The following is a 26924-nucleotide window of genomic DNA, read 5'->3' as shown; positions in this document are numbered from 1 at the left end:
TCGGAGGGGGTGGTTGCGTCTGCATCATGTCTCTTTGTTGCCACGGCAGGCGGCGGTCAGATCAAGCGCGTCGTCACGCACGGATGTTTCGACATCCATCAGGCCCAGTACCGTATGAAATACATTGTCCTGACTTACCCGCTGTTCCGCAGTGTCGGCAAGACATTTGACATCAACCCCCACCGCCTTTGCAAACCCGGGCGACAGCCACATCAGGAATGGAATGTGGGTCTGTTGTGTGGGCGCGATAAAGACAGGCGCGGCGTGCAGGTACAACCCGTTTTCGCCCAAAGATTCCCCGTGGTCGGACAGATACAGCATGGCTGTGTTCACCCGATCCGACGCGGCAAGTTTGTCGATCGTGGTTGCCAGAATGCGGTCGGTCTGCACGATCGTGTTGTCATATGTGTTGACGATTTCCGGGGTGGTGCAATCCGAAAACTCCGAGGTCTGGCAGGTGGGCTGATAGGGGGCCTGAGTTTCGGGATAGCGCAGATAATACGATGGTCCGTGGCTGCCGATCATATGCAGCACCAGCACGGTGTTGGTCTGCATGTCCGCCAGGACCCTGTCGATCACCGGGAAAAACGCATCGTCCAGACATTCTACCTTGCAAACATCCGGTGACAGGGTGGCATCGACGGTTTTCCAGCCGGTCCGCTTGGCCACGCTTTGATCGCCGGTGTTGTTGTCCCACCATTGGGTGGCAACGCCCGCATGGTCCAGCACATCAAGCAGGTTTTCCTGACTGAGAAACCCTTCGCGTGAATATTCGGCCTGGGGCAGCGCGGAAAACATGCAAGGCACGGACACCGCCGTTGATGTGCCGCAGGAATGAGCATCGGGAAAGTTGATCACGTCACGTTTACGCAGTTCGGGGGTGGTGTCACGGGCGTATCCATCCAGCCCGAAATTTTCCGCCCGCGCGGTTTCACCAACAAAAAACACCAACAGAACGGGTTTCTGCGCGGCGGCGATGGCCGGGCCGGGTTTGGCATCGCGGCCAAAGGGGGCGGCCACGGGATCGGCGGTACGCCATTCCTGTTTCGCATAACGCCCAAAGGCCCAGATCGACGCCCCCGGTTGATAGGCGCCCATCAGATCATGCCGATGGCGCAGCATGACCGAATAATCCTTGTAGTGGCTGTAGACCGATCCAAGAACCAGCACCGCACTTACCACCACCCCAAGGGGCCAGCGCCACAACATATGCCACCCGGCCACCCGGCGCACCTTTGGCCAGAACACCAGAGCGGCAGGGACAACGCCGCTGATCAGGATCGTCCCGATCATTTTCGGGGTCACCAGATGGCGTGATTCATTGAAGGTGGTTTCAACGATACTGCGCACCAGTTCACGGTCGATCAGAATGCCCAGATGTTGTTCATAATATTGCGCACTGGCGGCGACTACGATCATCACTGCCGCGATCGGTTTTTGCAGCCGCCACGGACCAAACAATTCAAGCAGCAGCAGCGTCAGCGCCCAGACCCCGAGGCCGAAGACGATCGCCTTTGACGGCGCTTCGGGAAACACCCCGAAAATGCGCGACCAGAACCCGAGATTCAGCAGCGCCATGATATAGGTGACCACGATCAGGTTGAGCATGGTATGCGACAGGACAGGACGCGCAGACAGAATGCGGCGCAACGGGGATGTGGGGTTTCTGGTCATATGCCTTGGAATGCTTGATTGTGGCGCCAATCGCCGTGCGCATCCTTTGGCCTGTTAACATTACGAAAAGCTTACGCGCCCGATTCCCGCATCAGATGGTCTGTGTTCTGTGAATGTCATGCACTGTTTTTGACAGCCCAAGGCATAACATCACGTTATCGAATCCCCCCATCCGATATTTGACAGAATAAATTTCCCCAGCATAGCCTTGCCCAATCGGACACCACAAAACGCGATAGGTCGTTTCAGTTGCGTGGTGGTTTGTGAAGGCGGAACAGGGAGGAATAACAAATGCTTTTGACAAGGACAGTGCCGAAGCGCGGCTTTTTAACCATGGCGGGATGCTTGCTTGCCGCGACGCTTGCAACGGCAAGTGGCGCAGACTCAAAGACCCTGCGTTACAGTGACCATGACCCGCTGGGGGGGATGCGGACACAATTTGTGAACGATGTCTGGTTGCAACAGATCGAAGAACAATCAGACGGAGACCTGACCACGCGGGCATTCTTTGGCGGTGCGTTGATGGGGTCAAAAGAGATCCTGACCGGGTTGGGCGATGGCGTTGCCGATCTTGGCTTTGTCTTTCCGGGTCATTACCCCGAACGTCTGGTTGCGCACACGATTTTCCCGCTGTTTCCGCGCGGCCCGTCCAAATACGAAAACATGGCGTGGTTCTATAATCAGGTTTACGACCGTGTGCCTGCTTTCCGCGAAGAACTGGCCGAGGCCGGGGTTGTTCCCCTGCTGGCCACTGCCGGGTTGCCGGGTGCCTTTGCCGCGACATACGAGGTCGACGCGCTTGGTGATCTGGAATCCTACAAATGGCGCGCGGGTGGGAAATGGCCGCTCAAATATCTGGAAACGGCAGGCGCCTCGCCTGTTTCCGTGCCATGGGGCGATGTTTACATCGCGCTGCAAACCGGCACGATCGACGGTGTTTTCACCAATTATGACGGCTTGAACCTGATGAAGTTCGACGAGGTCGCGCCAAATCTTCTGATCTCCAAGCAGCTCTGGTATGCGGTGCCGTTCCTGCATCTGGCCAACAAAAAGTTTTACGATGCCCTGTCGGATGAAGAACGCGCCGCACTTGCGGCGGCGACGGCAGAGGCGGAAAAACAGTTCGGCCAAGTCTATGACGACACGTTTGATCTCGATCCGCAAGGCAGAAGAGGCCGCAGGCGCGAACGTTACCGAACTTTCCGATGCCGATGTTCTGAAGTGGGAAAACAGTGACAAGCTGGCCGATTTACAGGCTGAGTGGGTCAAAGAGGCCAAGGCCTCGGGGCTGGAAAACGCCGACGAGGTGATGACCCAGGTTCGCGCCATTCTGGCTGAGGCCATGGCCCGCGAATAAGCATCTGCGGCGGCCCGGTTTTCTGGCCGCCGCATCCCTCTCTCAAACTCGGATGACAATCATGCAGCGCTATCTCAGCCTGGCAAACAATATCCTTTCCGCGATCACCGGGTGGTTGATGATGGCGATGGTCGCCTTGCTGACCGTCGATATCATCTGGCGCACCTTCGCCAAACCCTTGCTGGGCATGGCGGAAATGTCGGTTTTCGTGATGATGATCGTCATCTATCTGGGGCTGTCGCGCTGTGAGGAATACGGCGAACACGTGCGGCTGGAGTTTCTGGTGGATATGGTGGGGCCGCGTCTGCGCAGGGCGATGATCTTTGTCGCGCGTCTGCTGGCGGTGATAACGGTCCTGCTGCTGTATTACGCTGTGGTGAAAGATGCCGCGAACGCGTTTCGCACCAATGATTCCATCGAAGGTATGGTCAGCCTGCCGATTTGGCCGACAAAATTCGTCATGGTGATCGGTGCAACGCTTTTCACCCTGCAGGTTATCGTCAATCTCTTCCGGTATCCCGGCACGCTTGATGGGCCAACACCCGAACACGCGCTTGAAACCAATTAAAGCCGTCAATACAGGACATCACCGCAAATGGAATTCTTGACCGCAGGCATCTTGTGCATTGCATTGCTGCTGGCCCTGATGAGTCTGGGCATGCAGATCGGACTGGCATTCATCCTGAGCGGGTTTGTCACCGGCACGATCCTTCTAAGCTTTGACAGCACGATATCGCTTTTGGGACAGGCGGCCTATTTCTCGGTTGCGTCACCAACCTGGACCGCGATTCCCCTGTTTATCCTGATGGGGGCCTTTGCATCGAACGGCGGATTGGCAAAGCGGGCCTATGACGGGGTTCACGCCCTGACCCGCCGGATCAAGGGGTCGCTTTTGATCGCAACCTGTTTCAGTTGCGGGCTTTTTGGCGCTGTTTCAGGATCATCCATCGCCACGACCGCGATCTTTGGCAAGATGGCGCTGCCGGAAATGAACCGGCTGAAGTATGACAATGCCCTTTCGGTCGGGTGTATTGCATCGGCGGGCACGTTTGCGTCGATGATTCCGCCCAGCATGATGATGATCGTCTATGCCCTGTTCACCCAGCAATCCATTGGCAAATTGTTCGCGGCGGGCATCCTGCCCGGTGTGCTGACGGCGGTTGCCTATGCGACCCTGATCAACGTGATGGTGCGCCGCAACCCGGCGCTGGCCCCCGAGTTGCCTGAACAAAACGATGTGGCCACCAAAGTCGAAAATACCGGGGGGGCCGGGCAAATCTGGCCTGTTGGGTTGATCGCCTTTGTCATCCTTGGCGGCATTTACAGCGGTTTCTTTACCCCGACAGAGGCGGCGGCGGTTGGTTCGGTCGTGACCCTCGCGCTCAGCTGGTATCTCAAGGCGTTCCGCAGTGTCGGCGAAGTGTCCAGCGCGATGCGCGATGCGGCAAATGTGACGGCGATGCTGTTCCTTATCAATATCGGCGCGTTGTTTTACAGCCGGATTCTGGCGGTGACGGGTCTGCCGACGGAACTGACGATCATGCTCAACACCATGAACGTGCCGCCGTTTGCGATCCTGTGTGGGATCATGCTGCTGATGTTTTTGCTGGGCATGATCATGGTGCCGGTGGGCATCTATGCCCTGACCCTGCCCATTGTTTTTCCGCTGCTTGTAAAGCTTGGGTATGATCCGATCTGGTTTGGCGTCATCGCGTTGAAACTGACGGAAATTGGCGCGATCACGCCGCCTGTGGGGCTGAACGTCTTTGCCATCAAGGGTGTGATCCCCCGTGAAATGAAGGTCAGCACCGAGCAAATCTACAAGGGCTGCTTTCCATTCCTGCTGTGCGATCTGGGCGTTCTGGCGGTGCTTGTTGCCTTTCCGGCCATCGCGCTCTGGCTGCCCAACCTGTTATCCTGAACTGAAAACCAAAGGGGATTCCCGATGTCCGATTTCGATATGGTGTTTGTTGGCAACGTTGTGTTGTCTGACGAAGTGATCACCGATGGCTTTGTCGCTGTGCGTGATGGCAAGATCGCGCAGGTGGGCCGTGGCGCGCCGCCACAGGCGCGCGAGGTGCAGGATTGTTCCGGCTGCTGGTTGATGCCGGGCGTGATTGACGGGCAGGTCCATTCAGCCAGCCAACTGGGCCAGGAGGGGCTGGGCAAGGCATCGCGTGCGGCGGCAGCGGGGGGTGTCACGGTCATGGTCGATATGCCCTATGACGACCCACAGGCGATTTCGACGCGCGCCGCTTTTGACGGCAAAGTTGCCGAATTGCGCCGGGATTGCCACGTTGATGTTGCCCTCTATGCCACGCTTCTGGACGAAGACAACCTGCCCGAGGCTGCCGGGCTGATCGAGGCGGGGGCATGTGCGTTCAAGTTTTCCACCTTCGAAGCTGCACCGGGCCGGTTTCCGAAGGTTGATGACGATGTGCTGGAAAAAGCGTTTGAACTGATCCGGCCTTCGGGTCTTGCCTGTGGTGTTCACAACCAGATTCAGCACCTGACACGCAAGAATATCGAACGGATGCGCGCGGCGGGCGATACCGGCTGGGATGCCTTCATGCGCGCCCATACACCGCTGATCGAAGATCTGGCCACTGCGGAGGTCTATGAGCTGGGCGCGCGCACCGGCACCCGCGCCCATGTCGTTCATGTATCCACCGATCATGGATTCGAACTGCACCGGATGTACCGCAACGCGGGGCACAAGGTGACCATCGAAACCTGCGTGCAATATCTGATGCTGAACCACGAAGACCACGCCGAGCGGCTGGGCGCCAAGATCAAACATTATCCGCCGATCCGCCCCAAGGCCGAGATGGAAAAACTCTGGAGCCATATCGGCGCGGGGAATTGCACCTTTGTATCGTCCGACCACGTCAGTTGGGGGCTTGAGCGCAAGAGCAACCCGGATATCTTCGCCAACACGTCGGGGGGGCCGGGTCTGGAAACCTTGTTGCCGGCGTTCTGGACAGGTTGCGCCGAACATGGGCTGTCTCCGTCAACGGTGGTTCGGATGCTGTGTGAAGGCCCGGCGCGGCATTTCCTTCTGGAGGATCGCAAGGGCGCACTCGCCCCCGGCATGGACGCCGATATCGTGGTGCTGAAGCCGGAAACCTATCTGTTTGACCCCTCCAACAGCCAGTCTGCCGTTACATGGTCGTCCTTTGCCGGGCGGGAATTCCAGGTGCGTGTCGCGGCCACATGGTGCCGGGGCGAACTGGTTTGGGATGGCAGTGCCATCGTGAACGAAGGCGGTGGGCTGGATCGGTTCCTGCGCCCCCACGCGGCATGAGTGCGCCCAAGGTCAACGGTGATCGGCTCTGGCAGCGGCTTCAGGCCCTTGCCGAGCTGACAGAGCCTGACCGCCCATGGACCCGCCAATCGTTCACGCCAATGTTTTTGCAGGGGCGTGAATGGTTGCGTGCGGCCTTTGCCGACGCGGGGCTGGCGGTTGAAACCGATGTTGCAGGCAATCTTGTCGGGCGCGTGGGTGGCACCAGCAACCACGCCCCGATCCTTTTGGGATCGCACAGCGATACGGTGCCCGAGGGCGGGCGTTTTGATGGGGTTCTGGGGGTGCTTTGCGCGTTGGAAGTGGCGCAAACCCTGATTGAAACCGGCCATGCCCTGCGCCACCCGATCGAGGTGATTGATTTTCTTGCCGAAGAATTAAGCGCCTTTGGCCTGTCGTGCATTGGCAGCCGCGCGATTGCGGGCAAGCTGGATTCAACCATGCTGGCCATGACGCGGGCAGATGGCATGACATTGGCCGAAGGGATCGCCTTTGTCGGTGGGCAACCCGACCGGATTGGGGATGCAAAGCGGGGCAGCAATACCACCGCCGCCTATCTTGAGGTGCATATCGAACAGGCCCGCGCCCTGGAAACAGCGCAGGTGCCTGTGGGGGTTGTCACGGGGATTGCCGCAATCGCGCGTGAACGGATTCGGATCAAGGGCCAGACCGATCACGCGGGGGCAACGCCGATGGCCCTGCGCCGGGATGCCCTGGTTGGCGCGGCGGATCTGATCCGCAGTGTCTGGGATCTGGCCCATGGGGCCAACACGGCTGAATCGGCATTGGTTGCCACTGTCGGCTGGATCGAAAACCACCCCAATGCCGCCAGCGCCGTTCCCGGCCGGGTCGATCTTATTCTTGAGGTCCGATCAACAGACGCCGGGAAATTGGCGCGGTTTCTGTCTGACGATCTTGCCCCATGTTTTGCGAAACTTGCCGCTGACGGCTTTGATGTGACGCGCAGCACCCTCAGCAATGTCGGCGCCACCCAATGCGATCCGCAGATTGTGGGGATCATCGCCGATGCGGCGCGCCAGAATGGCGTGGACCCGGTGCATATGCCCAGCGGGGCAGGCCATGACGCGGTTTTTGCCGCCCATACCGGCCCGGTCGGGATGATTTTCCTGCCTTGCAAGGGTGGGTTAAGCCATACGGCAGATGAATGGGCCGACAAGGGTGATTGCACCCTCGCGGCGCAGGTGATGCTGGACGCGGTTCTGGCCCTGGATCAAACGTAATCGTGCGCCCCCTTGGCCAAAGCGGCTTCAACGCTTTTGATGACCCGTTTGGTCAGGCGTGACATGGGGCGGTCACGGGCGGTCACCGCATAGGCTGTCACCGGGACTTCGGGCAGGAACGGTTTGCAGATCAACCCCGGATAATCGCCCGCCGCCATCACGAATTGATCAACGACGCCAATGCCCACACCGGCCTGAACCAGCGAACAGGCGGTGTTGCAATACCGGGTTTCAACCGCCGTCGAAATTTGCAGATCCGCCTTGCCCAGATTGCTTGCGATCAGATCCCCCAGAGGGCTGGAGCGGGTCATGCGAATGAACGGATATGGCACAAGGTCTGACACATAAATCGCGCTGCGTCTGGCAAGAGGGTGGTTCACAGGCATGATGCAAATCAGCTTGCCGGTATAAAGCGGTTTGTTGATCAGGCCGGGCCGGTCCTTGGCCAGCAAGGCCAACCCCACATCGGCAGTGTTTGCCTCGATCTGCGAGACGATCTGCTCCCAGCGGCGAATATCGAGCGATATTCGGATATCGGGCGCATTTTCACGCAATTCACGCAGAATATTGGGCACGACGGAATTTGCCAGCGTCGGAATGGCAACAATCCGGATGCTGCCGGCCCGGCCATCACGAATGTCGTATATCCGTGACTGTGCCGCCTCAACGGCAAGGAAAAGCGGCTCGATCTCGCGGTGCAGGTGCAGCGCCTCTTCGGTGGGAACAAGCCGGCCCTTGAACCGTTCGAACAGGCGCAGGCCCAGGGATTGTTCGGTGTGCGTGATCATCCGGCTGACAGCAGGTTGCGACACCCCCAATGCCATGGCGGCCCCGCTTGTGGTTCCTGCGGTGATGACGGCGCGAAATGTCTCTAACTGGCGAAGGTTCATTTGTATGCCCTGATGTTATGCACGGGTCAAAACCTAGCATACGACATTATGGCGTCCAGCCGATAGACATAAGCCAACCCCGATTGAGGACTGTCCATGGCCATTCACGTCATAAACCCCAACAGCCTGACCAATGTAACGGCGGGCATTGACAGGGCGCTGGCGCCCATGCGGTCGGCCTGTGCCGTTGACATCGTTACCCACACTTTGGCCGAAGGCCCGCCGGGGATCGAAACACAGGCCCATGTCGATCTGATCACCGGACCCCTGCTCAAGGTGGCGGCGACACTGGAAGACACGGCATCGGCCTTTGTGATTGCCTGTTATTCCGATCCGGGCCTTGCGGCGCTGCGCGAACAATCGGCGCGCCCGGTGTTTGGAATTGCCGAAAGCGCCATTCTCACCGCGATGACCATGGGTCAGCGGTTTGGGGTTATTTCCATTCTCAACCGGTCGATCCCACGGCATCTGCGTTATGTCGGGGCCATGGGCGTGATGGATCGCATGGCCGGGGATCTGGCGCTGGAGCTTGGCGTTGCCGAACTGGCGGACGAGGCGCGCACCTATGGCCGCATGGCCGAGGTTGGCCGCCGATTGCAAACCGATCACGGCGCCGAGGTGCTGATCATGGGCTGCGCCGGTATGGCGGCATTTCGGGCGCGTCTGGAAACAGAGTTGGGGTGCCCGGTCATTGACCCCAGTCAGGCCGCCACGGCCATGGCCATCGGCGCGCTGGCGCTGCAACAGACCCAATCATCGAGGATTTGAGACATGAGTAAATTCGACGCAAACGCCAAGGGCGTTTACGTGATCGCTGTAACCCCGTTCAAACCGGACGGTTCGATCGACGAAGACAGCACCGACCGGATGGTCGATTTCTATCTCGAAGCCGGGGTTACAGGACTGACCGTTCTGGGCATGATGGGCGAGGCGCCAAAGCTGACCGTTGATGAAAGCCAATCCATCGTCCGGCGCATTCTGAAGCGGGTGAACGGCAAGGTGCCGGTTGTTGTCGGTGTTTCGGCCCCCGGCTTTGCCCAGATCGAAGCCCTGAGCAAGATGGTCATGGATGATGGTGCGGCCGGGGTGATGATTGCACCGCCCGGCAGTCTGCGCACCGATGATCAGATCGTGAATTACTATCATCAGGCCGCCGATTTTATTGGCGATGCCCCGTTTGTCTTGCAGGATTTCCCATTGGCGACGGGCGTGCAGATGTCGGTGCCGGTGATTGCCCGCATCGTGCAGGATTTGCCTGCCTGTGTCTGCCTGAAACACGAAGACTGGCCGGGGCTGGAAAAAATCAGTGCCCTGCGCAAGGACGGCACGCTGAACCGGCGGATTTCCATTCTTTGCGGCAATGGCGGAATGTTCCTGCCCGAAGAAATGCAGCGCGGCGCCGATGGGGCCATGACCGGTTTCGCCTATCCCGAAATGATGGTCAGCGTTGTGCGGGAATATCAGAACGGCAATCCGACACGGGCGCGGGATTTGTTTGATGCCTATCTTCCCCTTGCCCGGTTTGAACAACAGCCGGGGCTGGGTTTGGCGATCCGCAAGCATACTCTTGCACAGCGCGGGGTCATCGCCCACGACACCCTGCGCCGTCCCGGTGCCGGTGTAACGGATGCCATGAAAGCCGAAATCGCGCTGTTGATGCAGCGCGTGGAGCAACGATTGAAGGAGCTGAACTGATGGATCTTGGTCTTAAAGGAAAACGCGCCCTTGTGTTGGGGGCCAGCCGTGGCCTTGGCATGGAGATTGCCAAAGGGCTTGCCCGTGAAGGCGTCACCGTTTTTGCGGCGGCCCGCAATGGCGGTGCCATTCAGGCCTGGGCCGCGGAAATGGGGCAAGTGGATGTGCGCCCTATTGCCTTGGATCTGTCGGATCTGACGGCGATTGATACCACCCTTGCCACCCTGCAACAGGACGGCGGGGTTGATATTCTGGTCAACAACGCAGGCGGCCCACCCCTGGCACTGCGGCGGGTGCCGCGCGGGCCGAGTGGCTGAAGCATTTTGAAACCATGGCCGCGAACCTGTTTCACATCGCGACAACCCTGTTGCCCAAGATGCAGGAACGCGGCTGGGGCCGGATCATCACCATCGCATCTTCGGGGGTTGAACAACCGATCCCGAACCTGGCCCTGTCAAACGGTGTGCGCGCGGCCATTGTCGGCTGGTCCAAGACCCTCGCGTCAGAAGTGGCCAGCGACGGTGTGACGGTGAATATCGTGATGCCGGGGCGTATTCACACCCAGCGGGTTGATGAACTGGACGCCGCCGCCGCAAAACGCAGCGGCAAGGACGTGAACGATGTCGCGGCAGCCTCGGCTGCGGCTATTCCTGCCGGGCGCTATGGCAAACCCGAGGAATTTGCTGATGTGGTGACGTTCCTTGCCTCGGAGCGCGCCTCTTATGTCACTGGCAGCCGCATCCGCATCGACGGCGGCGCGATCCGTTCGATCTAACCCCATATCAGGGCCGCAGTATGACACATATTTCTGACGTTCTGGGTGATCTGGAACAGGCGGTCGGTGCGGCCCATGTTTTGACCGATCCGGGCGATACCGCAGGGTATCTGAAGGATTGGACGGGAAAATTTACCGGGCGGGCCATGGCTGTGGTGCGCCCGGCAAACACCGCAGAGGTGGGCACCGTCATGGCGGTCTGCACACGGCACCGTTGCCCTGTCGTCACCCAGGGCGGCAACACCAGCCTGTCAGGCGGCAGCACGCCGGATGATACGGGCGCGGCGATCGTGTTGTCGCTGTCGCGCCTGACGAAAACCGGCGCCGTCGATCCGGTGGCGCAAACCATCACGGTGCAGGCCGGTGCGACACTCGCCAATGTTCAACAAGCCGCCGCCGATGCGGGTTTTCTCTTTCCGCTGACCATGGGGTCAGAGGGCAGTTGCACCATCGGCGGAACTCTGGCCACCAATGCCGGGGGGATTGCGGTGTTGCGCTACGGGACCATGCGGGCGCTTGCCCTTGGGATTGAGGCCGTCCTGCCCGATGGGCGTGTCTGGGATGGCATGTTCAGCCTGCGCAAAGACAACACGGGCCTTGACCTGAAAGATCTGTTTATCGGGTCCGAAGGGACGCTGGGCGTCATCACCCGCGCGGTGCTTAAACTGTACCCACAGCCAACCAGCCGCGCCACAGCTTTTGTTGCCGTGAATGATCTGCAACAGGCCCTGACCCTTCTGCAACTCATGCGCAAACAGCACGGCGAACAATTGTGCGCGTTTGAGTTTCTTGAAAAACCCTGTCTTGATCTGATCGCGGCAAAAATACCTGACGTCAGAATGCCATTTCAACCCACGCCCGCCGCTGTCGCGCTGATTGAACTGGCCGACAGTCAGGATCCCGGCGCCTTGCAACAGGCGTTTGAATCGATTCTGGTCCATGCATTGGAACAGGGGATGGCGAATGATGTTCTGGTGGCGCAGAATGAAACCCAGCGCAACGCATTCTGGCGCGTTCGCGAAAGCATCTCCGAGGCGTTGGTTGCCGCAGGCAAGGCAGCCAAACATGATATCGCGCTGCCGCTTCAGAACCTTGTGCCCTTTGCGACCGAGGCGGGCCGGTTTGTCCAGCAGGTGACACCGGGCGCGCGCCCGATTGTTTTTGGCCACCTTGGCGATGGCAATCTGCATTACAACGTGATCGCGCCGTCAGACGCGGATCAGGCAGGATTTTACGCAATGCGTGATCCCCTGGCCCGTGGGGTTCATGATCTGGTCCGCAAATTTCGTGGCTCAATCAGTGCGGAACATGGCATCGGCCAGTTGCGGCGCGATGAACTGGCACGGGTCAAACCTGCCCTTGATCTTGAACTCATGCAACAGATCAAGGCGGTGTTCGATCCATATGGCCTGATGAACCCCGGCAAATTGTTTGGATGCCCCTGACCACAGCCCTGCGTGCGCTGTGTGCACGGACAGATACAGACGGCTTTGGCAAACTGGTTTCTGACACCGAAACAGGGTTGCCCCGTGGCGGTGGCGCGTGAATTTCGTTGCCATGCTGAAGAATGACCGGAGCAGAAAAATCGGATTGCGCCGCTACAGCGCCGTCCACAACCACCAGAAATTCCTCTGGACGGTGTTCAGATCGCTTTGGCGGCATGCCCGGCCAGGGCGCGGGCCAGAACCAGCGCGCCCCTGGCCCTTTCAGGCACCTGATTATTCGGGTTTGGTGGCAACCATCGATGGGCGGGCTGAGAATGCTTCATACCAACCTGCCAGTTTGGGATGTGTCGCGCGCCAGTCCTTGTCGCCAAAACGGAAATCAAGATACCCAAGCGCACAAGCCGCTGCGATATTGCCAATGTTGACCGGGGCGTTCAGGGTGTCCATCCAGCGGGATTCAAGATCGTCCAGCGCACTGTCGATCTTTTCCATCTGGCTGTCATGCCACAGACCCCAGTAAAACTCGGACGGGCGCAGCATCGTTTCGTAGCGGCAAAGAAGGGCCGCACCCAACAGGGTATCGGCCAATGCCTCAAGCGTCAACGCGGCGAACCGCGGCGTGCGTTCGGACGGCATCAGCGGAACAGCCCCGGACATGGTATCGACAAAGGCGCAGATCACCCGGCTGTCAAACAGCGCCGTGCCATCATCGGTCAGCGCAGTGGGAACCTGCCCCGAAGGATTTTCCCGCACGATTTCGGGGTCGCGTTTCACCGGCCACGCCTTGGCAGGCAGATTTTCGATCTGATCGGCAATGCCTTTTTCATGGGCGCACACCAGAACCTTGCGAACAAAGGGGGACGCGGGCGAATGGAACAGTTTCAGTGTCATGGTTTTGCTTTCTTCAGGTGTGTGGGCAAGGCGCCTGCGGTTGTGATCAGGTGTTGCAGGGCGGCTTCGGGATCATCGCGCAGCCGGTCGATCAACAGATCACCGGCAAAGTTGACATGTTCATTCATGATTGCCGCGGCCCGTTCGCCTTCGCCCTGACGCAGGGCGCGGGCGATGCGGTGGTGATCATCATGAGAGCGGTGGATAATTTCAAAATTGTCCCACAAAATGACCCGGTCCGACACCATGGGCACGTTATGGGTGCGCGCCACGAATTCACCCAGCAAGGGGTTGCTGGCTGCCTGAATGATTGTTTCGTGGAATTCGACATTCATCCGGCGCCAATCGGGCAGGGCGGCGCATTCCAACCTGCCGGGCGCAAGGATCGCATCGCCCTGCAACACCAGTTGATCAAGCCGGTCAAGCACCAAAGCCGAACACCCCAGCCGGGCGGCAATCCGGCAGGCCTGAGCCTCTAATACCGAGCGGATTTCGAAAACGCTGCGGATTGTATCCACCGAAAATTCCCGGACACGATAGCCGCGATTTGCCTCGTAATCCAGCAGCCCATCGGTGGCCAATGTTGCAAGGGCCGTGCGCAATGGTGTGCGTGACAGCCCCAACAGCTCGGCGAGCCTGATCCTGATGAACCCGTTCGCCCGGGCGAAGCTGCCCCGCAAGGATCATTTCCCGCAGGGCCTTTGCAGCGCCGTCCGCCACGGTTTGTCCGTTAATATTCATCGGGATGCCTTCGGGTTTCATGTCACTGACTGTCGCGCAATCGCCTTCTGGCTGCAAGAGGGTTACTTCAATAATTTATCCAATCAGACGATTTATGGCAAATAAATGTTGACATAGGCCCGATATTGTATCCATTTTGCCAAAGGAAATCGAATTGGAGGCACCATCATGGCCAAACTTGCGCTTGTCACCGGGGCGGCTGGCGGAATCGGCAAAGCCGTTTGTCAAAGGCTGGCCGAGGACGGGTTCAGCGTGATCGCAACCGATCTTTCGGCACAGGCGGCGGAATCGGTTGCCGCAGGCCTGCCCGGAAGCGGCCACACAGGTTTCGCGCTGGATGTCTCTGACGAGGGGAGCATCGCCACGCTGATGGCCCGGATTGAAACAGAACAGGGGCCGGTCGCGGTTCTGGTCGCGGCTGCGGGCATCCTGATCATGGATGAAACCGGCCAGCGCCGCGCGATCACTGAAACCTCACTTGAGGAATGGTCAACCACCCAGACGATCAACAGCACCGGCACGTTCCTGCTGCTGCGTGAATTTCTGCGGACGCGCCAGAGCCGCAAGGTTGCGGGTGCGCGGTTCATCGGGTTTTCCTCGGTCGCGGCGCAGTTGGGGGGCTATCGGTCCAGTTCTGCCTATATCGCCAGCAAATCTGCGGTTTTGGGCCTTGTTCGGGCTGGCGCGCGGGAAGGGGCCCTGTTGGATGTTGCGGTCAACGCCGTGGCACCCGGGCTGATCGACGCGCCCATGTTGCGCATTTCGCTTGATCCATCCCGTGACGCGGAAATCGCGCAGTCTATTCCGCAGGGCCGGATCGGCACCCCCCAGGATGTGGCCGGTGCCGTATCGTTCCTTGCCGGGCCGGACAGCGCCTATATCACCGGAAGCGTCATTGACGTGAACGGCGGATACCGGATGCAATGATGACCCGGCTTTCACATTTTATCGCGCATTTTCTGGCCGTGATCGCTGCCTTGGCGTTGTTGTTGATGATGGTGCATGTCACGGCGGATGTGATCGGCAAGTATATCTTCAACGCGCCCATTCCCGGCACCGCCGAAGTGGTCGCCAGTTATTATATGGTCTCGGCAGTGTTTCTGCCTTTGGCCTGGGTGGAAATCACCGAAGGCTCGATCATTGTCGAGCTGCTGTATGATCTGTTCGGTCGTCGGGCCAGAACACTCGCTTTGCTGGCGGCAACCGCGTTATCGGCGGTCTTTTATGGTGGATTGGCCTGGCTGTCCTGGGCCCCGGCCATTCAGGCCTGGCGGATCGGTGAAATGGTCGAAGGCACCTGGCGGGTTGTGATCTGGCCGACAAAATTCCTGCTGCCCATCGGGCTTGGCCTGGCCTGTCTGGTGATGGTGCTGCGGATGGTTGAGATCATCGCAGGCCGTTATCGCCCCGATGCCCACCCCGCAGACCCAAGTTGAGAGGAGACGCAGATGGAACGTCTTGAAATCGGGCTATTCGGCGTTGTTGTCATGCTGGTGGCCATTATTCTGCGGGTGCCCATTGCGGTGGCGATGGGGCTGACATCCTTTGGTGGAATCTGGCTGATGATGGGGCAGATGCCCGCCGTCGGAATCGCCAAGGCGATCCCCTATGAGATGATCGGCGACTGGAACCTGTCGGCGGTACCGATGTTCCTGTTGATGGGGTATCTTGCCTCGGGGGCCGGGCTGACCAGCGGGTTGTTCAACGCCGCACGTGTGTTTCTGAATCGCGTCCCCGGTGGCCTGGCCACTGCCTCGGTTGCGTCATCGGCGCTGTTCGCCTCGGCCAGCGGGTCAAGCGTGGCCACGGCGGCGGCGTTTTCGCGTATCGCCATTCCCGAAATGCTGAAGGCGGGATATGCCCCGTCATTGGCGGCGGGGTCGGTTGCGGCGGCGGGCACCCTTGGGTCGCTGATCCCGCCCAGTGTTCTGCTGATCATTTACGGGCTGATGATGGACGTTTCCATCGCCACCCTGTTTCTGGCAGCAGTCATTCCCGGCATCCTGTCCGGCGTTGTTTTTGCCGCGATGATCACCATCCGTTGTAGCCTTGATCCCGAACTGGCGCCGCGTCTGAACGAAACGGCATCCTGGCGTGAAAAACTGGCGCTGCTGCGTGAAACATGGCCCCTGCCGCTGTTGATCGCGGGGGTTCTGGGGGGCATCTTTTCGGGCATTTTCACCGCAACCGAGGCAGGCGCCGTCGGGGCGTTTCTGGCCGGGATCATCGCCCTGACGCGCGGCGCGCTCAGCTTTCGGATGATGCGTTGTGCGTTGATCGACACGGCGATCAGTACGGCGGCGATTTTCATCATCGTGGTCGCGGCGGCCCTGTTTGCCCGCTTTATTGCCCTGTCGACCTTGCCTGTCTGGGTGACGGGGCAATTTGCCGGGCTGGACACGATCTGGGTCATCATCCTGATCTGTCTGCTTTATCTTGTGTTGGGGTGCTTTCTGGAAAGCATCTCGATTATCCTGCTGACCGTGCCGGTGCTGGCCCCGCTGTTGCACAACCTTGACATCAACCTGATCTGGTTCGGGGTTCTGGCTGTCAAATTGTTGGAAACCGGGCTGATCACGCCGCCTGTGGGCATGAATGTCTATGTCATCAAATCAAGTTTGGGGAACACCATTTCCCTTGGCACAATCTTTGCCGGGGTGTCGTGGTTTATCCTGGCCGACGCTTTCACCATCGCGCTGCTGGTTGCCTTTCCGGTTATCACGCTCTGGCTTCCGGGGCTGACCGGATAGGTGCGCGCAAAGCAAAATAACTCCGTGGGGTGGTCCTGCGGCACAATGAGGAGGAAACCATGAAACATTACACACTTTCCGCGCTGGCGCTGTCGGGCCTGATCGCGACGCCCGCAGTGGCGGACAATTACATCGCAACCAACTGGCTTGCGCCCGTGCATATCCTGAACGAACAGCCCTATCAGCGCATGGCAGAAGATATTGCCAAGGACAAAGCGGCCAATATCACGTTCGAGGTATATTCCAGCGGATCCTTGGTGCCCGCCAAATCAACGATGCAGGGCATCCGCGACAACGTTGCGCAGCTTGGGGTGGTCTATCCCGGCTATACACCATCGGAATTGCCGGTGAATAACGTTCTCAACGATCTGGTGTTCACCGCTGATGATGCGTTGGCCTCGGCGCTGGCCTATACCGAAATCGGGATCACCAACGATATGGTGCAGGGCGAATGGGGCAAGAACGGCGGCATCTTCCTGGGGGGCTATTCCACTCCGGTCTATAACTTTATCTGCATGGACCCGATCCGCACACCCGAAGACGCCAAGGGCAAGAAAATCCGCACGGCCGGCGGGGCACAAACGAATTGGGTTGAATCCCTGGGCGGGGTGCCTGTTTCAGTGCCGATCGGCGATGTCTATTCCGGTCTCAGCCGCGGATCGCTTGACTGCACCATGTCTGATCCAACCAATCTGGATAAAGGCAACAAATTCTGGGAGGTTGCGAAAAGCGTGACAACCCTGCCCATGGGCGTGGTTATGGGGGCCACATATGTTGTGAACCCCGATTTCTGGAAAGGGCTGGGCGAGGATCAGCGCAAGGCACTTCTCGATCATATGGCCTTGGGGTTGGCCCGCACGCAGGTGACCTATGCCGCCGATGTGGCAGCCGCAATGGAAGGCTCGCGCGAGCGTGGCCTTGAAATCATCGAACCAGACGCCGCCCTGAGCGAAGCTTTGGCCACCTTTCAGGCCAATTTCGTAAAGGAACTGCCACAGAAATCCGTGGCCGACCGGGGCGTTGCAGACCCAACAGCACTGATTGACGCCTTTCTTGCCAGCCAGACCGCATGGAAAGAGCGCCTGAGCGCCATCGACCGCGAAGATCCCGAAGCTGTCGCGCAGCTGATCCGGTCCGAAATCTACGGTAAACTCGATCTTGCCAGCTTTGGTATGTGAAACTTTGGCGGGGGCCTGTTTGGCCCCTGTCCTTTCGACGGGGCATGAAATCAATGACACAGGCAAAAAATTCGATCGTCACTGGCGGGGGTGCCGGTATCGGGCGCGCCATCGCGCTGCATCTGGCACAGGCCGGGGATCATGTGATCGTCGCCGATCTGAACGAGGCGCGGGCCGATGAAACACGTGCGCTGATAAAACAGGCGGGCGGAACAGCGCATACCCGTGTTCTGGATGTGACAGACAGGGAGGCGGTCGACGATCTGATCGCCAATGCGGGCAAACTGCGCTGTCTTGTGAACAACGCAGGGATCTTCAATGTCAAACCCTTCGATACACTGACCGCCGATGATTTTCGCAGCATGTACGAGGTCAATCTGGTGGCCATGTTCGGCCTGTGCCAGCGGGCCGCGCAGGCAATGCCAGCGGGCGGTGCCATCGTCAACATCGCCTCGCGTGCCATGTTGGGCGCGGCGCAATATGTTCACTATGCCACCTCAAAGGCGGCTGTGGGCGGGTTTACCCGGTCGCTCGCGTTGGAACTGGCGCCAAGGGGTATCACGGTAAACGCCGTGGCCCCCGGCGTGATCGAAACCGATATGCTGCGCGCCCGGTCCGACACCAATCTTGACGCTTTGCGCGCAATGCAGCCCGGCGGCACCCTGGGCAGCCCCGATGATATTGCGGCAGCGGTGCAATTTCTGGCCTCGGGGCAGGCGCGTTTCATCACCGGACAGGTTCTGTTGGTTGACGGCGGGCGATCCTTGGGCGGCTCATTGGGCATTTAAAGGCACAAACCATGACATTCGACAATAAAATCGCCGTAATCACAGGTGCCGCAGCGGGCATCGGCAAAGCCACCGCAGATATGTTTGCCGCCCGTGGTGCGCGGGTTATCGCCGTGGATCGTGATGCCGAGAGTCTGAAACCCCTTGCAGATGCGGGAATGACCACCCTGTGCGGCGATGTAACGGACAGCGCCCTGTCGGGTGCGGTGGCCGAAAAACTGGACGCCCTTGGGGGGCCGCTGGCCATTCTGGTGAACAACGCAGGGATCGGCGGCGGTGGCCGCGTGGATGCCACCACGGATGACGATCTGCGCCGGTTCTTTGAGGTCAACGTTATCGGCCTGTTCCGGTTGGCGCGCTTCGCGATTGACCGGATGCAGGCGGCAGGGGGGCAGCATTGTCAATGTTGCGTCGATCTATGCCGAAATCGGCGCAACCGGGTCTTCGGGGTATTCTGCGTCAAAGGGGGCGGTGGCGGCGCTCACCCGGCAGATGGCAACGGATTATGGCCATGACGGCATCCGCGTGAATGCGGTGGCCCCGGGGCTGATTGAAACACCTCTGACCGCCGAGCGCATCCGCACCGAGCCATGGCGTCACACGATTTTTGTCGAACAATGCCCCTTGCAACGGGTTGGGCAACCGGGCGACGTGGCCCGGGCCATCGCCTTTTTGGCCAGCGACGATGCGGCGTTCATTTCGGGCGAAATCCTGCGCGTCGATGGCGGCTGGGCGATGGGCCGTTACCCGCGCGAGCCCCAGGCATGAGCGCGACAGCGAAACCGGCCGACACCTATGATCTGATCGTTGTCGGTTCGGGTGCGGCGGGCATGGCCGCAGCGTTGACCGCACAGATCGGCGGGCTTGATGTTGCGATCTTTGAAAAAGACAGCCACTTTGGCGGCTCGACCGCCGTATCGGGTGGCGCGCTGTGGGTGGCAAACAACCCGCTGATGCGCGCCGCAGGGATGGAGGACGATGCCGGGGCGGCCTTTGAATATCTTTCCGGCGAGATCGGCAATCTGATCGACACCGATCTGGTTCATGCCTTCATCGACACCGGCCCTGAAATGGTCAGCTTCTTTCAGGACAACACTGACCTGCAATTCGAATACCGCGCGTTTTCACCGGATTATCACCCCGACCGGCCCGGCGCCGCGATGGGGGGCGCGTTCTGGATGCCCAAACCTTTGATGGCCGCCGTTTGGGGGATGAATTCACCCGCCTGAAACCACCCATCGGTGATTTCACCATTTTTGGCGGGATGATGCTGAACAGGTTCGATATCGGCCATTTCATGAACATGACGCGCAAACCCGCCTCGGCGCTTCATGCGGCAAAGCTGCTGGCGCGGCAGGCCCGTGACCGGCTCAGCCATGCGCGTGGCACCCGGCTTACCCTTGGGCAGGCGGTTGCCGGGCGGCTGGCGCTGTCGGTCCTGCAACGCAACATTCCGATCTTTACCGATATGGCGCTGGTGCGGGTGCTGACCGATGAAGGTCGGGCAAGCGGCATCGAAACCCAGGATGGCACACAGGTTTTCGCCCGGCGCGGTGTCGTTCTGGCCACGGGCGGATTCCCGGCCAATGCAGAGCTGCGCAAAAAGGTCATGCCCCATGTGGCGGGGGGCGGCGCATCATTCCATGTCGCCCAAACCCGCCACGGGTGGTGCCATCGCTGCGGCGCAACAGATCGGTGCCCATTTCATCACCACCAACCGCAACGCCGGATTCTGGGCGCCTGTGTCGCTGATCCCCGAGGCGGGGGCGGCACGCGCCCTTTTCCGCATCTGTTTCTTGACCGGGCCAAACCCGGGGTGATTGCCGTTTCGCCCCAGGGCAAGCGTTTCGTGAACGAGGCGCTGTCCTATCATGATTTCGTTTCAGGCATGAACGACGCCCAAGTCACCGAAGCCTGGCTGATCTGCGATCATCGCGCCCTGCGTCGTTATGGTCTTGGCCCTGTGCGCCCCGCTCCGGCCCCTTACCGGCATCATTTGCGCACCGGGTATCTGAAACGCGCCGGCACGCCCGCCGCATTGGCCGCCCTGATCGGAGTGCCGGAACAGGCGCTGACAGACACCATAAGCAGGTTCAACGCTGATGCGGCCCAAGGCAAAGACCCGGAATACGGCAAGGGTTCGACAGTCTATCAGACCTATCTTGGTGACGCCGAACAAAAACCCAACCCCTGCCTGCGCCCCCTGGACAAGGCACCATTTTACGCCATTCGCATCTATCCCGGCGATATCGGCACGACAATGGGCCTTGCCGTAGATCGTCACGCGCGCGTGTTGCGCGAGGATCGCACGGTCATTCCAGGTCTTTATGCCTGCGGAAACGACATGAATTCGGTCATGGCAGGCACTTATCCGGGGGCAGGGATCACACTTGGACCAGCCATGACGTTTGGCTATATCGCCGGGCGGCATATCGCCCAGCTTTCTGCGGTCAGTGACGAAACGCTAACCGGCCCTGATCATATCTGATGCCTTCTCTGCGATCATCACCACGGGTGATGCGGTGTTGCCGGACACGATTTTCGGCATGATCGAGGCATCGACAACGCGCAGACCTTTCAACCCGTGCACCCGCAGCGCGCCATCAACGACGGCGGTCGGGTCACTGCCCATTTTGCAGGTTCCGACGGGATGAAAAATCGTCGTGGCGATATCCCCTACCGCGCGCAGGATGTCAGCCTCGTCCGCACAAGACGGACCGGGCAGGATTTCATCGGGCTGGTAGGGGGCCAGTGCCCTGGCCGACATGATCTGGCGCGCCTGTTTCACCGACATGGCCGCGACGCGCCGGTCTTTTTCGGCCGAGAGATAGTTCAACCTGATATCCGGCTGTTTGCTGGTGTCCGGCGTCGCAACATGGCTTGATCCGGTGCTTTCCGGGCGCAGGTTACAGACGGAAACGGTGATCGCCGGAAACGGATGCAGCGGATCGCCCAGCTTGTCGGTGGACAAGGGTTGCACGTGATATTCCAGATCGGGTGTCGCCATGGACGGGTCTGATTTTGTGAAGATGCCGAACTGGCTCGGGGCCATCGACATCGGGCCCGAGCGCGTCATGCCATATTGTGCGGCAATCTTTGCCTTGCCGATCAGGCTGTTGGCCATGGTGTTCAGCGTCTTTGCATTCCGCACCTTGAACACGGTGCGGATTTGCAGATGATCCTGAAGGTTCTCTCCTACGCCGGCGCTTTCGTGACGCACGGAAATACCATGCTGTTCCAGCACATCAGGGCGCCCAATCCCCGACAGCTCAAGGATCTTGGGCGAGTTGATTGCACCCGCCGCGAGCAACACCTCGGCCTTGGCGGTGGCGTGAAACACTGCGCCCTTGCGGCGGAATTGCACGCCGCGCACCTGTCGCCCGTCAAGGATCAGGTGGTCCGTATGGGCATGGGTCAGCACCCGCAGGTTCGGGCGTTTCATGGCCGGACGCAGGAACCCGCGCGCAGTGTTCCACCGCACGCCGTTCTTCTGGTTCACCTCGAAAAAGCCGGAGCCTTCGTTATTGCCATCGTTGAAATCGGCGCGCGGCTGGATGCCGAATTCTTTCGCCCCTTCCTGTACCGCTTTCAGAATGTCCCATTTCATCCGTTGCGGCGCCACCTTCCACGGCCCGCCGGCACGGTGCATCTGGCTGTCACCGCCGTGGTGATCCTCGGATTTCAGGAAATAGGGCAGAACATCATCCCAGCCCCAGCCAGTGTTGCCCATCTGCCGCCAATGATCGTAATCGGCTGCCTGCCCACGCATATAGATCATGCCATTGACCGAGGTGCAGCCGCCCAGAACCTTGCCCCGTGGATAGGTCAGCGCGCGGCCGTTCAAGCCCGGCTCGGGCCGTGTTTTCATCATCCAGTCGGTGCGCGGGTTGCCAATGCAATAGAGATAACCCACGGGGATTTTTACCCAATGATAATTGTCGGACCCGCCCGCCTCAAGCAAAAGCACCCGCGTTTTGGGGTTCTCGGTCAGGCGGTTGGCCAACACGCAGCCCGCCGTTCCTGCCCCGACGATGACATAATCGTAATCGCCGTCCAACTGCACCTGATCTGTCATGTCCGCCCCCTTGCAATGCCGCGATTATAGCGCACGATTGGCCTGTTGTGTCGCCCAGAAACCCTGCATCGCCTCGGTCAGGGCCAGATAGGTTTGATAGCGGTTGGCGTAGTGGGCTTTCATCTTTGGATCAGGGTCAAACGTCTGTTTGATCCGTGTCATGCGATCCAGCCCCTCTTCATAGTCTGCGACGTGCCCCGTCGCGACAGCGGCACCGATGGCCGCACCCAAAGCGCCGGTTTCACGCGCATCGGCAACGCGGATCGTCAGGCCCAGACTGTCGGCAAACATCTGCGGCCAATGTGGGCTGCGCGATCCGCCGCCTGACATCACCGCCTGATCAAATATTACCCCGGCATCACGCAAAACGCCAATGTGGCGACAATGTTCAAACATCACACCTTCGAACAGGGCACGCAACATGTGGCCTTCGGTGTGCCACCCGGCAAGGCCATGAAACCCCGCACGATAGGCCGCGTTCTGCCCAGACCCATAAAGAAACGGTTGAAAGAACGGATCATCCAGGGCCGGTGTGACCTCGCCCACTCTGGCGTTGCAATATCCGAAGGGGTCGTCGTGATGCCCGCCGCGTTCGATCAATTCGCGCACATACCATTCGAGGTTTGCCGCCGAGGTCGCGCTTGCCTCGATGTTCACAAACCGCCCCGCACCAAACCCCGACACCATGAACACGCTGTCATTCTCGACCGGCGCGTCTGAAAACACCTGATTGATGCCCCATGTTCCGGTAATGATCGAGGCCTCGCCCTTGCGCACCACACCAGAGCCAAGTGCGCTGGACACCACATCGAAATAACCGCCAATGACGGGGGTTCCCACGGCAAGACCCGTGGTTTGGGCCGCCTGCGGTGTGATTTCACCCGCGATGTCGGCAGGGCCGATCAGGCGCGGCAGCAAGGCGCGCGCGTCGGTCAGACCGTACAGTGCAAGCAGCGCGTCACTATAGGCGCACTCGGGCATCTTGATCAGGCCACAGCCGGACATGTCCGAAATCTCGCTTACCCGTTCACCAGTCAGTCGATAAGTCAGGAAATCCTTGCACAGCAACACGGTGCCCGTCTGGGCATAGATTTCGGGGCGGTTGCGTTTGATCCAGGCCAGCAAGACCGGCGTTTGCGATGGCCATGGTTTTTGCAGGCACAGGGCATGCAAGGCTGCGCCTTGCCCTACCGCCAGTTCCCTGGCCAGATCGGCAGCGCGGGTATCCAGGGACTGGATACCCACCAGCGGCGCGCCCTGCCGGTCAAGCAGATAAAGCCCGTTACCGTGCCCCGCACAGCCCACTCCGACGATCTGTGCCGCATCAATTCCCGCCTGCGCGATGCAGCCGGAAATCGCCTCGCCGGCGTTGCGCCACAATTCGTTCAGGTCACGTTCCACATGGCCGGGTGCGGGCGTCGATGACTGCCCGTCCAGCGCGTGCATGGCGATCTGGCGGCCCTCAAGATCGAACAGAACCGCCTTGATTACCGTATTGCCGGCATCCAGCCCCAGCAGATATTTGCCCTTGTCAGCCACGGTTATAGATATCCCATGCTTCGTCGCCGCTGGTGCGATCATGGATAAGCGACATCAGCGCAGCAACCACCGCCCTGGGGTTGTCGTGCTGATAAATATTGCGCCCGTAAACCATGCCATGGGCGCCTTGCCCCATGATCGCTGCGGATTTGTTCAGCACGCTTTTCAGGTCTTCCTTGCCACCGCCACGCACCAGAACCGGCACGCGGGCGGCCTCGATCACACGGTGAAACTCTTGCGGGTCATCGGTCGGGTCGGCCTTGATGATATCCGCGCCCATTTCCGACGCCAGCCGCGTCAGCGTGACGATCTTTTCGGCATTCCCGTCGACCTGATAACCGCCGCGCACATCGTTGGGCAGCATCACCAGAGGTTCGATCATCAGTGGCATTCCGTATTTGCTACAGGCGGCCCGCACCCGGGAAATGTTCTCGACACATTGACGGAACAATTCCGGCTCTCCGGGAAGCATGAACAGGTTGACAACCACACAGGCCGCATCCATTTCCAGGGCGCCGATGATCGGCTCGTCAGCGTTTTGCAGCATCGACCACATGACGTCGTGGCGCTGGTCGTTATAGGGGTTGCCCATATCGATCCGCATCACCAAGGCGGGCTTGTCCTTTTCGGGGCGCGATTGCAGCAGGTCCGCCTGCCCATAGGCACATTGAATGGCGTCAGGCCGGGCGGCAATCAGGGCGTCCATTACCGCTGGCATGTTTTCCAGACCGACAAGAAAGCTTGGTTCATTGCAGACCCCGTGATCCACGGCCACGTCAAGGCAGCCGCCATTGGTAAACATCCGGTTCATTCTTGCTTTGGGGCTCAGGCGCATTGGTCTCTCCATGGTTCGTTGCGTCGGGTCAGGGTTTCAGGGCTGACGCCGTAAAATTCTGAAAGGGTTGTTGTCAGTGTTGCAATCTGTGCTGCGCGGTCGTCCGCAGACAGGCCGCGCGCCACCATAAGGCGGTCGGCGATCCGGTGAATGATGTCCTGCGTGATCTGTCCGGTGATCGCCAGTGATGTGCGGCGCAGGACAATATCAGACAGGGTTTCGACGCATTCACCCTTTATCAGCCAGTCAATTTCCGCAGTGCTATAGCCGCAGTTATCGGCCAGCGGGGCATCCGTATCCTGTGCCTGACAATAGCGCAGAACATCACCAGCGCGGCCGCCGTAGTGATCCAACAGATGGGCGGCGCGGGCCGCTGGAACAGCATGGGACGCTGCGAATGCCGCCACATCCGGCGCAAAATCCCGCCCACCCCCGATGGGCAACTCTGCTGTGGACGCTTGCCGCGCATGGCCCAGCTCGGCCAATACGTCATCGGTGGCCTGTTCGGCGAAGGCGCGGAAGGTCGTCCATTTGCCGCCCACCATGCAAAACTGCGGCACTGCACCGGCCAGCCGTCTGATGAAATGGCCGCGGGAAATGCGCCCGGTGAAATTCTGATCACTTTTCGGCAAAGGACGAATGCCGCTATAGCTGAATACCACCTGATCCGACGTCACGCGGACATCGGGAAACACCAGGCGCAACGATTCTAATATATAGGCCTGTTCCTCTGGCTCGCAGCGCACCCGCGTGGGTTCGCTGACCCTGATATCGGTCGATCCGGCCAGAACCTGCCCCAGATAAGGGAACACGATACAGACCCGCCCGTCTGCATTTTCGAAATAGACCATATGGTCATTCAACGCGGCCTTCAGGTCGGGATTATCAATCACCAGATGCGACCCCTTGGTGCCTGACACCATCTGATCAGCGGGCGCATTGCCAAGGTCCGACGCGGTGGAATCGAGCCAGGCGCCGGTCGCATTGACGATCACCCGGGTGGTCACCGGAATCGTCTTGCCGCTGCGCTGACAGGTGATGACATGGCCCCCGTCCTGCATCGTCATCTCGGCATAATTCAGGGCGATGCAATCCGGGTTGTCTTGCGCCACATCGCCGATCATTTCGATGCACAGGCGCTCTGGATGGCTGATCCAGGCATCGTGATAGATTGCCGATCCCTTTGCCTGTGGCATCAGTGCGGGCCAGTTCCGGCGGGTCGCGGCGCGGCTGTTGAAGGTGTGGCGCGGCAACACCCGCCGTTTGCGCGTCACCCAATCATAAAGAGACAACCCCGCCTTGATTGGCAGCGCACCACGGGTGGACGGCTTGCGCGACCAGCCAAAGAAGCTGGCGGCGCCATTCAGCAGCCCCGAAAACACCGTGGTGATCGGGATCAGCGTCGGCAATGGGCGCACCATGTGGGGGGCATTTTGCAACAACAGGTCGCGTTCGCGCAAACTCTCGCGCACCAGGTCGAATTCACCGTTTTCCAGATAGCGCAACCCGCCATGGATCATCCGGGACGGTGCGGCACTACACCCCGAGGCAAAATCGTTCCTCTCGATCAGCAGCACCCGAAGGCCCTGCAACGCAAGGTCGCGATAAACGCCAATGCCGTTCACACCGCCGCCCATGACAACGACGTCAAACGCTCCGTCGCGGTCAATACGGCCGAATTTTTCGTGTCGTGTGTCGGGCATGGCTTTCCCCTTCGCCGGCGGGTCACCGACGTTGCACAATTAA

At 59.8% G+C, this 26924-nt stretch carries 23 protein-coding genes and 2 pseudogenes; 17 read left to right on the top strand and 8 right to left on the bottom strand.

Annotated features, from left to right (window positions below):
* Positions 1-24: 24 nt before the first annotated feature.
* The gene (locus AC0L7P_RS21305) at positions 25-1674 is read right to left on the bottom strand and encodes a phosphoethanolamine transferase (RefSeq protein ID WP_473436119.1); all 1650 of its coding nucleotides are present in this window, start codon (positions 1672-1674) and stop codon (positions 25-27) included.
* Between the two features lie 441 nt (positions 1675-2115).
* Between AC0L7P_RS21305 and dctP the strand changes: the two genes are divergently transcribed.
* The 5 genes from dctP (at position 2116) to AC0L7P_RS21280 (ending at position 7576) form a co-directional block, all read left to right on the top strand.
* A complete protein-coding gene (gene dctP, locus AC0L7P_RS21300) occupies positions 2116-2910 on the top strand; it encodes a TRAP transporter substrate-binding protein DctP (protein WP_473436118.1) in 795 nt (264 codons plus the stop codon).
* A gap of 182 nt (positions 2911-3092) precedes the next feature.
* Complete coding sequence (locus AC0L7P_RS21295) at positions 3093-3599, top strand: TRAP transporter small permease subunit (protein ID WP_473436117.1); 507 nt, start codon at positions 3093-3095, stop codon at positions 3597-3599.
* A 27-nt stretch (positions 3600-3626) separates the two neighbouring features.
* Positions 3627-4952: a TRAP transporter large permease gene (locus AC0L7P_RS21290; protein WP_473436116.1), complete on the top strand. Its 1326-nt coding sequence runs from the start codon at positions 3627-3629 to the stop codon at positions 4950-4952.
* 24 nt (positions 4953-4976) lie between these two features.
* Entirely contained in the window at positions 4977-6335 is a 1359-nt protein-coding gene (locus tag AC0L7P_RS21285; protein WP_473436115.1) for a dihydroorotase, read from the top strand.
* A complete protein-coding gene (locus AC0L7P_RS21280) occupies positions 6332-7576 on the top strand; it encodes a hydantoinase/carbamoylase family amidase (protein WP_473436114.1) in 1245 nt (414 codons plus the stop codon). The genes AC0L7P_RS21285 and AC0L7P_RS21280 overlap by 4 nt, the downstream gene beginning before the upstream one ends.
* Here the strand turns inward: AC0L7P_RS21280 and AC0L7P_RS21275 are convergent.
* Entirely contained in the window at positions 7567-8466 is a 900-nt protein-coding gene (locus AC0L7P_RS21275) for a LysR family transcriptional regulator (protein ID WP_473436113.1), read from the bottom strand. The genes AC0L7P_RS21280 and AC0L7P_RS21275 overlap by 10 nt on opposite strands.
* A 96-nt stretch (positions 8467-8562) precedes the next feature.
* Between AC0L7P_RS21275 and AC0L7P_RS21270 the strand changes: the two genes are divergently transcribed.
* The 4 genes and pseudogenes from AC0L7P_RS21270 to AC0L7P_RS21255 all read left to right on the top strand — a co-directional run bounded on the left by AC0L7P_RS21270 (position 8563) and on the right by AC0L7P_RS21255 (position 12381).
* Positions 8563-9234 carry an aspartate/glutamate racemase family protein gene (locus AC0L7P_RS21270; protein WP_473436112.1) on the top strand — a complete coding sequence of 224 codons (672 nt, stop codon included), beginning with the start codon at positions 8563-8565 and terminating at the stop codon, positions 9232-9234.
* 3 nt (positions 9235-9237) lie between these two features.
* Positions 9238-10161 (top strand): dihydrodipicolinate synthase family protein, encoded by a 924-nt coding sequence (locus AC0L7P_RS21265; protein ID WP_473436111.1) that lies wholly within the window; start codon positions 9238-9240, stop codon positions 10159-10161.
* Positions 10161-10936, top strand: a pseudogene (locus tag AC0L7P_RS21260) (SDR family oxidoreductase). Before AC0L7P_RS21265 ends, AC0L7P_RS21260 begins: the two are co-directional and overlap by 1 nt.
* Positions 10937-10956: 20 nt before the next feature.
* The gene (locus tag AC0L7P_RS21255) at positions 10957-12381 is read left to right on the top strand and encodes an FAD-binding oxidoreductase (RefSeq protein WP_473436110.1); all 1425 of its coding nucleotides are present in this window, start codon (positions 10957-10959) and stop codon (positions 12379-12381) included.
* A 273-nt stretch (positions 12382-12654) separates the two neighbouring features.
* Here the strand turns inward: AC0L7P_RS21255 and AC0L7P_RS21250 are convergent, their stop codons facing one another.
* Both AC0L7P_RS21250 and AC0L7P_RS21245 read right to left on the bottom strand, forming a co-directional pair.
* Positions 12655-13272 carry a glutathione S-transferase gene (locus tag AC0L7P_RS21250; RefSeq protein ID WP_473436109.1) on the bottom strand — a complete coding sequence of 206 codons (618 nt, stop codon included), beginning with the start codon at positions 13270-13272 and terminating at the stop codon, positions 12655-12657.
* Positions 13269-13952: a GntR family transcriptional regulator gene (locus AC0L7P_RS21245; protein ID WP_473436108.1), complete on the bottom strand. Its 684-nt coding sequence runs from the start codon at positions 13950-13952 to the stop codon at positions 13269-13271. Before AC0L7P_RS21245 ends, AC0L7P_RS21250 begins: the two co-directional genes overlap by 4 nt.
* 229 nt (positions 13953-14181) lie before the next feature.
* Between AC0L7P_RS21245 and AC0L7P_RS21240 the strand changes: the two genes are divergently transcribed.
* The 8 genes and pseudogenes from AC0L7P_RS21240 to AC0L7P_RS21205 all read left to right on the top strand — a co-directional run bounded on the left by AC0L7P_RS21240 (position 14182) and on the right by AC0L7P_RS21205 (position 21217).
* Positions 14182-14940: an SDR family NAD(P)-dependent oxidoreductase gene (locus AC0L7P_RS21240; RefSeq protein WP_473436107.1), complete on the top strand. Its 759-nt coding sequence runs from the start codon at positions 14182-14184 to the stop codon at positions 14938-14940.
* Positions 14940-15449 carry a TRAP transporter small permease gene (locus tag AC0L7P_RS21235; protein WP_473436106.1) on the top strand — a complete coding sequence of 170 codons (510 nt, stop codon included), beginning with the start codon at positions 14940-14942 and terminating at the stop codon, positions 15447-15449. Before AC0L7P_RS21240 ends, AC0L7P_RS21235 begins: the two co-directional genes overlap by 1 nt.
* Positions 15450-15461: 12 nt before the next feature.
* The gene (locus AC0L7P_RS21230) at positions 15462-16763 is read left to right on the top strand and encodes a TRAP transporter large permease (RefSeq protein ID WP_473436105.1); all 1302 of its coding nucleotides are present in this window, start codon (positions 15462-15464) and stop codon (positions 16761-16763) included.
* A 59-nt stretch (positions 16764-16822) separates the two neighbouring features.
* A complete protein-coding gene (locus tag AC0L7P_RS21225) occupies positions 16823-17941 on the top strand; it encodes a C4-dicarboxylate TRAP transporter substrate-binding protein (protein WP_473436104.1) in 1119 nt (372 codons plus the stop codon).
* A gap of 53 nt (positions 17942-17994) precedes the next feature.
* The gene (locus AC0L7P_RS21220) at positions 17995-18729 is read left to right on the top strand and encodes an SDR family NAD(P)-dependent oxidoreductase (protein ID WP_473436103.1); all 735 of its coding nucleotides are present in this window, start codon (positions 17995-17997) and stop codon (positions 18727-18729) included.
* An 11-nt stretch (positions 18730-18740) separates the two neighbouring features.
* A pseudogene (locus AC0L7P_RS21215) lies at positions 18741-19497 on the top strand (SDR family NAD(P)-dependent oxidoreductase).
* A complete protein-coding gene (locus AC0L7P_RS21210) occupies positions 19494-19958 on the top strand; it encodes an FAD-dependent oxidoreductase (protein ID WP_473436102.1) in 465 nt (154 codons plus the stop codon). The pseudogene AC0L7P_RS21215 and the gene AC0L7P_RS21210 overlap by 4 nt, the downstream one beginning before the upstream one ends.
* Positions 19934-21217 carry an FAD-binding protein gene (locus tag AC0L7P_RS21205; protein WP_473436101.1) on the top strand — a complete coding sequence of 428 codons (1284 nt, stop codon included), beginning with the start codon at positions 19934-19936 and terminating at the stop codon, positions 21215-21217. The genes AC0L7P_RS21210 and AC0L7P_RS21205 overlap by 25 nt, the downstream gene beginning before the upstream one ends.
* On the opposite strand, the gene AC0L7P_RS21200 is transcribed toward AC0L7P_RS21205, so the two are convergent.
* The 4 genes from AC0L7P_RS21200 to AC0L7P_RS21185 are packed head-to-tail and all read right to left on the bottom strand — an operon-like array spanning position 21194 to position 26881.
* Complete coding sequence (locus tag AC0L7P_RS21200; RefSeq protein WP_473436100.1) at positions 21194-22804, bottom strand: GMC family oxidoreductase; 1611 nt, start codon at positions 22802-22804, stop codon at positions 21194-21196. The genes AC0L7P_RS21205 and AC0L7P_RS21200 overlap by 24 nt on opposite strands.
* A 24-nt stretch (positions 22805-22828) precedes the next feature.
* Positions 22829-24343 (bottom strand): FGGY-family carbohydrate kinase, encoded by a 1515-nt coding sequence (locus AC0L7P_RS21195; RefSeq protein ID WP_473436099.1) that lies wholly within the window; start codon positions 24341-24343, stop codon positions 22829-22831.
* The gene (locus AC0L7P_RS21190) at positions 24336-25178 is read right to left on the bottom strand and encodes a class I fructose-bisphosphate aldolase (protein ID WP_473436098.1); all 843 of its coding nucleotides are present in this window, start codon (positions 25176-25178) and stop codon (positions 24336-24338) included. Before AC0L7P_RS21190 ends, AC0L7P_RS21195 begins: the two co-directional genes overlap by 8 nt.
* Positions 25169-26881, bottom strand: a complete 1713-nt coding sequence (locus tag AC0L7P_RS21185; protein WP_473436097.1) for a glycerol-3-phosphate dehydrogenase/oxidase — start codon at positions 26879-26881, stop codon at positions 25169-25171. Before AC0L7P_RS21185 ends, AC0L7P_RS21190 begins: the two co-directional genes overlap by 10 nt.
* Between the last annotated feature and the right edge of the window lie 43 nt (positions 26882-26924).

It is taken from the genome of Oceaniglobus sp. K40-3 (genome assembly GCF_055808395.1).
The sequence above is the reverse complement of the archived record's forward strand: the minus strand, read 5'-3'. Positions and strand labels throughout refer to the sequence as shown.

What these genes read in the sequence shown, in the direction of transcription:
- AC0L7P_RS21185 (WP_473436097.1), bottom strand. Translation starts at nt 26,881, where the DNA reads ATGCCCGACACACGACACGAAAAATTCGGCCGTATTGACCGCGACGGA.
- AC0L7P_RS21210 (WP_473436102.1), top strand. Translation starts at nt 19,494, where the DNA reads ATGAGCGCGACAGCGAAACCGGCCGACACCTATGATCTGATCGTTGTC.
- AC0L7P_RS21280 (WP_473436114.1), top strand. Translation starts at nt 6,332, where the DNA reads ATGAGTGCGCCCAAGGTCAACGGTGATCGGCTCTGGCAGCGGCTTCAG.
- AC0L7P_RS21250 (WP_473436109.1), bottom strand. Translation starts at nt 13,272, where the DNA reads ATGACACTGAAACTGTTCCATTCGCCCGCGTCCCCCTTTGTTCGCAAG.
- AC0L7P_RS21285 (WP_473436115.1), top strand. Translation starts at nt 4,977, where the DNA reads ATGTCCGATTTCGATATGGTGTTTGTTGGCAACGTTGTGTTGTCTGAC.
- AC0L7P_RS21225 (WP_473436104.1), top strand. Translation starts at nt 16,823, where the DNA reads ATGAAACATTACACACTTTCCGCGCTGGCGCTGTCGGGCCTGATCGCG.
- AC0L7P_RS21270 (WP_473436112.1), top strand. Translation starts at nt 8,563, where the DNA reads ATGGCCATTCACGTCATAAACCCCAACAGCCTGACCAATGTAACGGCG.
- AC0L7P_RS21240 (WP_473436107.1), top strand. Translation starts at nt 14,182, where the DNA reads ATGGCCAAACTTGCGCTTGTCACCGGGGCGGCTGGCGGAATCGGCAAA.
- AC0L7P_RS21190 (WP_473436098.1), bottom strand. Translation starts at nt 25,178, where the DNA reads ATGCGCCTGAGCCCCAAAGCAAGAATGAACCGGATGTTTACCAATGGC.
- AC0L7P_RS21220 (WP_473436103.1), top strand. Translation starts at nt 17,995, where the DNA reads ATGACACAGGCAAAAAATTCGATCGTCACTGGCGGGGGTGCCGGTATC.
- AC0L7P_RS21235 (WP_473436106.1), top strand. Translation starts at nt 14,940, where the DNA reads ATGACCCGGCTTTCACATTTTATCGCGCATTTTCTGGCCGTGATCGCT.
- AC0L7P_RS21265 (WP_473436111.1), top strand. Translation starts at nt 9,238, where the DNA reads ATGAGTAAATTCGACGCAAACGCCAAGGGCGTTTACGTGATCGCTGTA.
- AC0L7P_RS21305 (WP_473436119.1), bottom strand. Translation starts at nt 1,674, where the DNA reads ATGACCAGAAACCCCACATCCCCGTTGCGCCGCATTCTGTCTGCGCGT.
- AC0L7P_RS21255 (WP_473436110.1), top strand. Translation starts at nt 10,957, where the DNA reads ATGACACATATTTCTGACGTTCTGGGTGATCTGGAACAGGCGGTCGGT.
- AC0L7P_RS21295 (WP_473436117.1), top strand. Translation starts at nt 3,093, where the DNA reads ATGCAGCGCTATCTCAGCCTGGCAAACAATATCCTTTCCGCGATCACC.
- AC0L7P_RS21275 (WP_473436113.1), bottom strand. Translation starts at nt 8,466, where the DNA reads ATGAACCTTCGCCAGTTAGAGACATTTCGCGCCGTCATCACCGCAGGA.
- AC0L7P_RS21200 (WP_473436100.1), bottom strand. Translation starts at nt 22,804, where the DNA reads ATGACAGATCAGGTGCAGTTGGACGGCGATTACGATTATGTCATCGTC.
- AC0L7P_RS21290 (WP_473436116.1), top strand. Translation starts at nt 3,627, where the DNA reads ATGGAATTCTTGACCGCAGGCATCTTGTGCATTGCATTGCTGCTGGCC.
- AC0L7P_RS21230 (WP_473436105.1), top strand. Translation starts at nt 15,462, where the DNA reads ATGGAACGTCTTGAAATCGGGCTATTCGGCGTTGTTGTCATGCTGGTG.